The 8,950-nt window shown below is 36.5% G+C and carries 4 protein-coding genes; all 4 read left to right on the top strand.

The window, feature by feature from the left end; translation table 11 throughout:
• The first annotated feature begins 514 nt into the window (after positions 1–514).
• Positions 515–5,473 carry a DEAD/DEAH box helicase gene (locus tag AC0QT1_RS08000; protein ID WP_473202063.1) on the top strand — a complete coding sequence of 1,653 codons (4,959 nt, stop codon included), beginning with the start codon at positions 515–517 and terminating at the stop codon, positions 5,471–5,473.
• A gap of 1,404 nt (positions 5,474–6,877) precedes the next feature.
• Positions 6,878–7,654, top strand: a complete 777-nt coding sequence (locus tag AC0QT1_RS07995; RefSeq protein WP_473202062.1) for a hypothetical protein — start codon at positions 6,878–6,880, stop codon at positions 7,652–7,654.
• Between the two features lie 82 nt (positions 7,655–7,736).
• A complete protein-coding gene (locus tag AC0QT1_RS07990) occupies positions 7,737–8,414 on the top strand; it encodes a hypothetical protein (protein ID WP_473202061.1) in 678 nt (225 codons plus the stop codon).
• A gap of 84 nt (positions 8,415–8,498) precedes the next feature.
• A partial coding sequence (locus tag AC0QT1_RS07985; RefSeq protein WP_473202060.1) for a hypothetical protein occupies positions 8,499–8,950 on the top strand: 452 nt, incomplete at its 3' end.

Here is an 8,950-nt window from a genome sequence, read left to right as displayed (position 1 = left end):
AATAGTCATAACTCAGGTCATATTCTTGTCGGTCGTTGTCGGTTGATTTACCCCCTCATTTTTAAAAAAACTTTTCGATAAAAGTAAAAAACATTATATTTCAATAGGTTAGTGTGTTTTGAGAAATAATCAGTGCTAATAAGATGATTTATATAGACAATTAATGAGATAAGTTGATTAAAACTTGTCAGTATCTGTCTAAAAATTTAACTGACACCATTTATGATTTTAGTGATGATATTTTGTGATCATAAAACACTTCAAAACATTCATTTTGATCTCTTAAAACACATATCGAATTTGTCTTGATTTCTCATAAAATGAATAGCAAATTTCACCACTTTGCTGTTTATAACTGCAACTTGTTAAATTTTTTTGACGTATTTGGTGGGTTTTTGGGTGGTTTTGTCTCATTTCGTACTCGATATTTGTTTTGAATCCCTTTAATAGACTTCATTTCGATTCTTTTGATGTGAATTAATCAACATTACAAAGCAATGAGGTTTATTGCATAATGCTTCGATCTCTCAATTCTGATAATAAACAATCTTCTTTACGCTCTCTCTTACAAACTTATCGTAACAAAGCACAATCGCCTCGTGAATTAGGAACCCTTTTCGAAAATCTTGTCATGGCTTATTTGAAACATGACCCGCTGCAATGCCAAGAATATGAGAAGGTTCAAACCTATTGTGATTGGGCTAAAGAGCGTGGGGAAGATGGTCGTGATATTGGAATTGATCTGGTCGCTAAAATCCGTGATCAAGAAAGCTATGCTGCAATCCAATGCAAATGCTATGACGCCTCTCATTGCATTAAAAAAGAAGATATTGATAGTTTTATCGCTGCCTCTGGAAAAAAGATCTTCTCCCGTCGCATTCTTATCGACAGCACTGAAAGCGATTGGAGTGATAATGCTTCTCATACCTGTGAAGGACAAGAAATCCGCATTCAACAGATTAATCTGTTTGATCTCGAAAAAAGCCAAATCGATTGGAGTGCTTTTGAAGAAAATGGGGATGTTGTCCTTAAAGAACAAACGAAGAAAAAGCTTTTAGATCATCAGAAAGAAGCCATTGAAGCTGTTTGTGAAGGTTTAAAAGAAGCAGACCGTGGCAAGCTGATTATGGCTTGTGGAACGGGAAAAACCTTCACCAGTCTTAAGATAGCAGAAACTCTTGCTGGTCAAGGCAAGCGTGTTTTGTTTTTGGTCCCTTCTCTAGCTCTTATGTCACAAACCATCAGAGAATGGACCCTCGATACAGAGATACCCTTGCGGTCCTTTGCGGTGTGTTCTGATACACAAGTTGGCAAGCGGCGTAAAAACAAAGAGGATACTGCCGATTTCGACGCATCTGATCTTGCCCTGCCTGCTACAACAGATGCAAAAGAACTTGCTAGCAAAGCCAATAAAACTTCTCCTGATGTGATGACTGTGGTGTTTTCGACTTATCATTCTATCCAAGTGATATCCGATGCGCAAAAGAAATATGCTTTACCTGAATTTGATCTAATCATTTGCGATGAAGCCCATAGAACCACTGGTACGTCATTAGGAATAGACAATGAATCTGAGTTTATCAAGGTTCATGATAACAGCATTGTTCAGGGCAAAAAACGCCTCTACATGACAGCAACTCCAAAGATCTTTGCTGATAACCAGAAAAGACAAGCCAATGAGGTTAATGCCGTGCTAGCTTCTATGGATGATGAAGAGCTCTATGGAAAAACCCTTTATACTTATACCTTCTCAAAAGCCGTAAAGAATGAATTGCTAGCACCTTATAAGATTATTGTCTTAGGTGTGAATGAAGAAGCCGTGGCTCAATCCACGCAACATCTTATGACCGATGATAATTATGAAATTCCTCTTGATGATGAAACCAAGCTCGTAGGATGTTACCAAGCTCTGAGTAAAATCGATCTGAAAGTTGATCTTGGTGATGATTCCAATCCCATGCGCCGTGCTTTGGCTTTTTGTAAAGATATTGAAACCTCTCAACACATCTGTAGAGTATTCAATTCTCAAAAACTTCAGAACAAATTACGTGCTCTTTATGAGAGCCGTAAAGAGACACCTCCTCTTGATTGTACATTTGACCATATTAATGGGTCTTTTAGTGCAAAACGACGCAATGAACTCCTCGATTGGTTAAAGGAAGACGCGGGGGACAATACCTGCCGTGTGTTAACCAATGTTCGTTGTCTCTCTGAAGGAGTGGATGTCCCTGCTCTTGATGCGGTGATGTTTTTACACCCGCGCAAAAGTCATGTGGATGTCATACAAGCAGTGGGGCGTGTCATGCGCCGTGCCAAGGGAAAAAAGAGAGGTTATATCATTTTACCGGTTGGGGTTCCTGCGGGGATTTCTGCTGAACAGGCTTTAAAATACAATAAGAGATACAGTGTTGTCTGGCAAGTAATCAATGCTTTGCTTGCCCATGATGAGAATTTTGAGATCACCCTTAACCAGATGATTTTAGGGCAAGATGTAAGTCATACCTTAGAGATTCTTGCCTTAGACAGTATGACTGCGGTTGAGGATCAACGCTTATTCCCTGAAAAATCAGAAAACATGGGACTGGAAATTGAAAAACCAGCCTATAAAGCTTCTAAGAGTCATACAGAAGAAGAAAACTACTCCTTTTGTTTTGAATTTCCTAATGCTCTTAGAACACTCCTTGCTAAGAAATTTGCTATTACCGATTATTGGGGGAACTGGGCTGGCAATGTTGCTGAGATTGCACAAAACCATATCAACCGCCTGCAAAATATGCTTGCGGATGAAAAGAGCGAAGCACGCCGTGCTTTTGATGCGTTTCATGAGGAATTACAGAACAACTTAAACAGTGATATAAAACAAGAAGAAGCTGTTGAAATGCTCGCACAACATCTTGTGACGCGTCCTGTTTTTGAGGCTTTGTTTGATGGCAATCAATTTGTTCAAAACAATGCCATCTCGCAAGCAATGGAAAAGATCCTAGCTGAGTTGGATAAGACCAATATTGAAGAAGAGTCAAAAGAGCTCAAAGAATTCTATGAAAGTGTAAAATTACGTGCCTCTGGTATTACCACCCCGCAAGCAAGACAAAATCTTATCATTACTCTTTATGAAAGCTTTTTTGCCAAGGCGTTCAAAAAGACAACGGATAGGCTTGGCATTGTTTATACCCCTGTTGAGGTTGTCGATTTTATTATTCGCTCTGTTGATGATGTTTTGCGCAAGGAATTTGGCAAGAGCTTGGGATCACGTGGTGTTTCTATTCTTGACCCCTTTACAGGTACCGGTACCTTTATCACACGGCTTTTGCAATCTGATCTCATTCAACCAGAGGATATGGAATATAAATTCCGTCATGATATCCATGCTAATGAGATTGTTCTTTTAGCTTATTACATAGCAGCGATTAATATTGAATCGACCTATCATAGTCTTATGAAAGGAGATTATATTCCCTTCAAACATATTGGTTTGACTGATACGTTTCAGATGCTTGAAGAGAAAAATCTGCTGCAAAAATTGTTTAAAGAAAACAGTGAATATTTGGAACTTCAGAAAAAGCTGAATATCGAAGTGATCTTTGGTAACCCTCCTTATTCCGTAGGACAGAAGAATGAAAATGACAACGCAAAAAACATTCCTTATCCGCTCTTAGATAACCGTATTCGTGAAACCTATGCTGCTCAATCGAAAGTAACTAATATACGAGCACTTTACGATAGTTACATTCGCGCTATTCGTTGGGCAAGTGACCGTATTGAAAATGCTGGCATCATTGGCTTTGTTTCTGGTTCTGGTTATATAGAAAAGCCAACAATGGACAGTTTACGCAAATCTTTAACCAAGGAATTTACCAGCATTTATGTACTCAATTTACGAGGAGATCTTCGTAAAAACATGTTAAGTGGTGGTAGAGCTCAAGAAGGAGAAAATGTTTTTGGCAATGGTAGTATGACCGGTATTGCTGTAACATTATTTATCAAAAATCCCAATGTTTCTGGAGATTGTAAAATTTACTATCATGATATTGGCAATAATCTTACAACAAAAGGTAAACTTGCGGCTCTTGAGTACCTTAGTAGTGTTAAGGGTATTGCGGATAAATCAAGTTGGCAAATCATTACACCAAACAAGCATGGTGATTGGATAAATCAACGTGATGATAGTTTTGAAACATTTTTAGCTATGGGTATTAAGAAAGGTCATGGTAAGAAACTTTTTGAGACTTACTCTCGTGGTATTATGACCAGCCGTGATGCGTGGGCATACAACTCAAGCCTTAAGCTTTTAGCAAAAAATATGAAGAATATGATTGCTTTCTATAATAGCGAAGTAAAACGTTTTAATGATTCCTATCCACATAATAATCGTACAATACATGCAAATGCTGTAAATGATTTTGTTGACTCGGATGAGAGCAAAATAAGTTGGAGTTATAATCTCAAACAAGATTTGATAAAAGGAAAAGTTTTCAACTTTAAGGAAAATTTCCTTACAAAAAGCTTATATCGTCCTTTTACACGACAGTGGCTTTATTGTGATTCTGCTCTCAACTGCGATGGTGCTTATCAGATGCGGATATTCCCAATGGGAAAAACGGTTGATAATAGGGTGATACAAGTTACAGGCATAGGTGCAAGATGTGGTTTTTCTGTCCTGATGAGTAAAAATTTACCTGATCTTCATGCACTAGATACTAGTCAATGCTTTCCATTGTACCTTTACGAAGATACTGAGGTTTCAAAAAATAGAAGTAATAGCCAATCCCATTTATTTACAAATTCTACAGAGGAAGGAAAAACCACTGGTTTACAACGCCGTGATGCCATTACTGATGAAGGTTTAGCACATTTTAAAGCGGCTTATCCTAATGAGAAAATCACTAAAGATGATCTATTCTATTATGTTTACGGAATCTTGCATTCAGAAGATTACCGTGCTCGCTATGCTGATAATCTCTCTAAGGAATTGCCTCGCATCCCTTGCGTAAAGAGCACTGAAGATTTCTGGGCATTTGTTAATGCGGGGCGTAAATTAGGCAATTTACACGTTAATTATGAAACGGTGGACCCTTATCCCGTGACCTTTAAAAAAGGCAATCCAAAACTTACAGAGATCTCTAATCCTGAGAAATTCTATTATGTGACAGAAATGAAATTCGCTGGCAATAGTAAGGAAAAGGATAAAACCACTGTTTTTTATAACAGTAATATCACGATAACAGATATTCCTCTTGAAGCTTATGAGTATATTGTAAATGGTAAACCCGCTCTTGAATGGGTTATGGGGCGTCAATGTGTAAAGACTGATAAAAAGAGTGGCATTGTTAATGATGCCAATCGCTATGCTGTTGAAACCATTGGCAACCCTGCTTATCCATTGGAATTGTTCCAAAGGGTTATTACGGTAAGTTTAGAAACAATCAAGATTGTTAAGAACTTACCAAAATTAGAATTAAGAGAAACTGAATAGACTTAAGAAAGCATGCTCACATGATAGGCATGCTAATTACAAGGAGTATAGATTTATAGCTGTAATCTATACTCTCTTATTAGGTTGCTTATGTACAATCTTAAAAGGAATGATTTACTATGCGCTATTCTAAAAAGAGAAACCTTGCACTTTTAGACACTCTCATATGGATTGCTTTAAGGCTTTTAAGAATTCCCATCTTAAATAGAATGAGATTTTTTTACATTGCCTTTAAAAGATTAACTCGCAATCTCAAATGATGCTTTTCATATCTTTCAAAAGCTCTTTTTAAAGAGAATGATGAATGTTTTTATTCCTTACGTTATGACACCTTCAAAACCCTCAAAAACCCATTCAAATTGATAAGTTACTCTTTATAACACGCCTCATAATCACGAGCTGTCTTTTGAAAGGCTTTAAAGATTTATATGCTCTCTCATAAGATAGGGTTTAAACACGCACTAAAATCATAAATGCTGTCAGTTCAATTTTTAGACAGATACTGACAGGTTTTGGTCAATTGATATCATTAATTGTCTATATAAATCATCTTATTAGCATTGATTATTTCTCAAAACACACTAACATATTGAAATATAATGGTTTTTATTTTTATCTAAAAGTTTTTTTAAAAATGAGGGGGTAAAATGACTGCTAATAACTGACAAGAGACAAAAGCCCATTAAAAGGTATTTTGATAATGATATAAGAATTCGAAATGTTTTTATAATAAATCAAAACCGCATAATCATATTTATCATTTTGTTTTATGAACATGATGCGGTGGCTATAGAGAATGAATCAAAACAATAAATTTGAATAAAAGCGTTGATTATAAGGATGCGATCTCTATTAAAACTGTTTAAATTACCAACCTCTTATAAAAAATTCACAAAAATATTCACAAGTTATCTCATAAAAATAATGATGCGTTATAAAGTTAAAAATAAGCATCATAAGAGCGTTTTTAGTTGTTATGACGTTTAAAAGAGAAAAATAACGCAATTGCGTAATATAGAATCGAATAGAGGCAATAAAATAGAAAATATTTATAAGCATATGACGCATATTTATACACAATGGTATAAAAAATAATTATAAAAAACACAAAAAATAATAAAAGATAGTTGACAATAAATACGTATTTTGTTATATAAATACTCAGGTGATTAACAAACACTCTCGTTAAGCGGGTAGGTTACGAAACAGCCTCTCCTATGCTTTTAAAATACTGACTGTCTTTTATGCTCTTGTTAGTATATTAAGATTCTGTCGGGTGTGCTTACACCATACAACACCTTTCTAAGGAAAAGTGTAAGCAACGGACTTAACGCCGTGTTTGTTAGCGCCCGGCGCTCTTATGGAGCGTCAATAACAAACATTTTACGTTAAGGATTTTTAAAAATGAAATCTACAGTTAAAAACACCCCCGTTATCGTTTCCAATGCAAATGACACTACATCCCTTGCAAAACAAGAACCTGTAAAAAAATATGAATTTATTGATGATTGTGAATTAATAGATGATCATTATTTATACCGTATTAGAGCTTTAAGAGATTTTGGTGATGTTAAAAAAGGTGATCTAGGGGGGTATATCGAAAAGGAAGATAACCTCTCTCATGATGGCAATTGCTGGGTTTATAATAAAGCGCATGTCTTTCAAAACGCCCGCGTCTTTGGTAATGCAAAAGTAAGAAGCTTTTTTGTAGATGTTTATGGCAATGCGCAAATCTATGGCAACGCTATTTTTGAAGGAATGACACTAAAAGATAATGCAAAGCTTTCTGGCAATGCCCATGCTAGCAATGGCGTGGTTATTGAAGGCAATGCGCAAATTTATGATAACGCTCGTGTAACTGATCATGCCCATATTTCTGATAATGCTGTCATTTGTGATGATGCCCATGTCGGCGGTAATGCAAAAATAAAGGGATCTGCCTATATTTGTGATGAATCCCGTGTCTTTGATGATGCCATGGTTTGTGATGCTCTGGTCTCTGGCAATTCTTATATTCATAGCAATGCTTCTTTAACTGCTAATGAAGATATCTGTGATGATGCCTATCCAGAATTTGGTAGTGAAGATGATTACTATCGTCACGAATATTATGATGATTATGGTTATGATGATGATTGCCAATATGATTGCAATTCTGAAGATGCAAATCAGGCTGCGTAAATAGACGCGCGGGCGCGGCGGGGGCGCCCTTTTTAAGAACATTTCATTAAAATTTTATCGATTATTAGATAGGATCTTCCCTATGTCTACTATAACTGTATCCAAAAAATATGAAATTACAAATGAAACCCGTGTATTGGGTAATCGTACTCTTTATCGCATTAAAGCATTAAGAGATTTTGATGATATTAAAGCTGGTCAACTGGGTGGCTTTATCGAAAAGGAATGCAACCTCTCTCATGATGGTAACTGCTGGGTTTATGATAGTGCATTGGTTTATGCAAATGCCCGTGTATATGACAATGCAAAAATACGTCATTATGTTCATGTTTGTGGTCATGTTTATGGTAATGCCCATGTCTGTGACAAAACCCGCGTTTATCCCAATGCCCATGTTTATGACAATGCTCATATTTCCAATAAAGCATGGGTTTTTCAAAATGCCAAGGTTTATGGCAATGCGCGGGTGTTAGGCTCTGCTCGTATTAAAGAAGGTGCGCAAATTTATGAGAATGCCGTTGTTAATGGGGCTGCAAAAATTTATGGCTCTGTTTATGGCAATGCTAGCGTAGGGTGCCATACTAAGGTTCATGGCTCTGTTTATGGCAATGCTAGGGTCTCTGGTTATTTCTTGATTAGAGGTAGGGTCTATGGAAATGCAAGATTAAAAAGACGTAGCGATTTATGTTGGGTTAGCAAAAATTATGAAGTTTATGAAGGTGATAACGTTGTAAAAATTGATGAAAATCAAGCAGCATAAATAATGGCGCCGGCGTTGCGGGGGGCGCCTGCTTTCCAAATTCTTTCATTCAAAATTTAGTAGATATTTAGATTGGGGTTTCTCATGACTAGTACAGTTGTAACTAAAAAATATGAATTAACAAATGAAACGCGTCTCTTTGGTAATCGTACTGTTTATCGCATTAAAGCATTAAGAGACTTTTCTGATGTAAAGACTGGTCAACTCGGCGGCTTTATCGAAAATGAAAGCAATCTCTCTCATGATGGCAATTGCTGGGTGTATGGAAATGCTATGGTTTTAAACTCAGGTCATGTGTCTCAAAATGCTAGGGTCTATAATAACTCTATTATCGCTGGTTATGTTTATGGCAATGCAATCGTTTTTGGTAAATCGATCATTTATGACCATGCCCATGTCTATGGCAATGCTCGTATTTATGATCACGCCCGTGTTGTAAATCATGCCCATGTTTATGAGAATGAAAATCTTCACGGCATTGTTATGATTCTCGAAAAGACGCGTGATGATATTGAAACAAGGTCTTATATCGAACA

It is taken from the genome of Bartonella sp. P12B (assembly GCF_055796185.1).
The sequence above is the reverse complement of the archived record's forward strand: the minus strand, read 5'-3'. Positions and strand labels throughout refer to the sequence as shown.

Bases quoted from the DNA above. Each gene is read 5' to 3' on its own strand.
- AC0QT1_RS07995 (WP_473202062.1), top strand. From the start codon at position 6,878: ATGAAATCTACAGTTAAAAACACCCCCGTTATCGTTTCCAATGCAAAT.
- AC0QT1_RS08000 (WP_473202063.1), top strand. From the start codon at position 515: ATGCTTCGATCTCTCAATTCTGATAATAAACAATCTTCTTTACGCTCT.
- AC0QT1_RS07990 (WP_473202061.1), top strand. From the start codon at position 7,737: ATGTCTACTATAACTGTATCCAAAAAATATGAAATTACAAATGAAACC.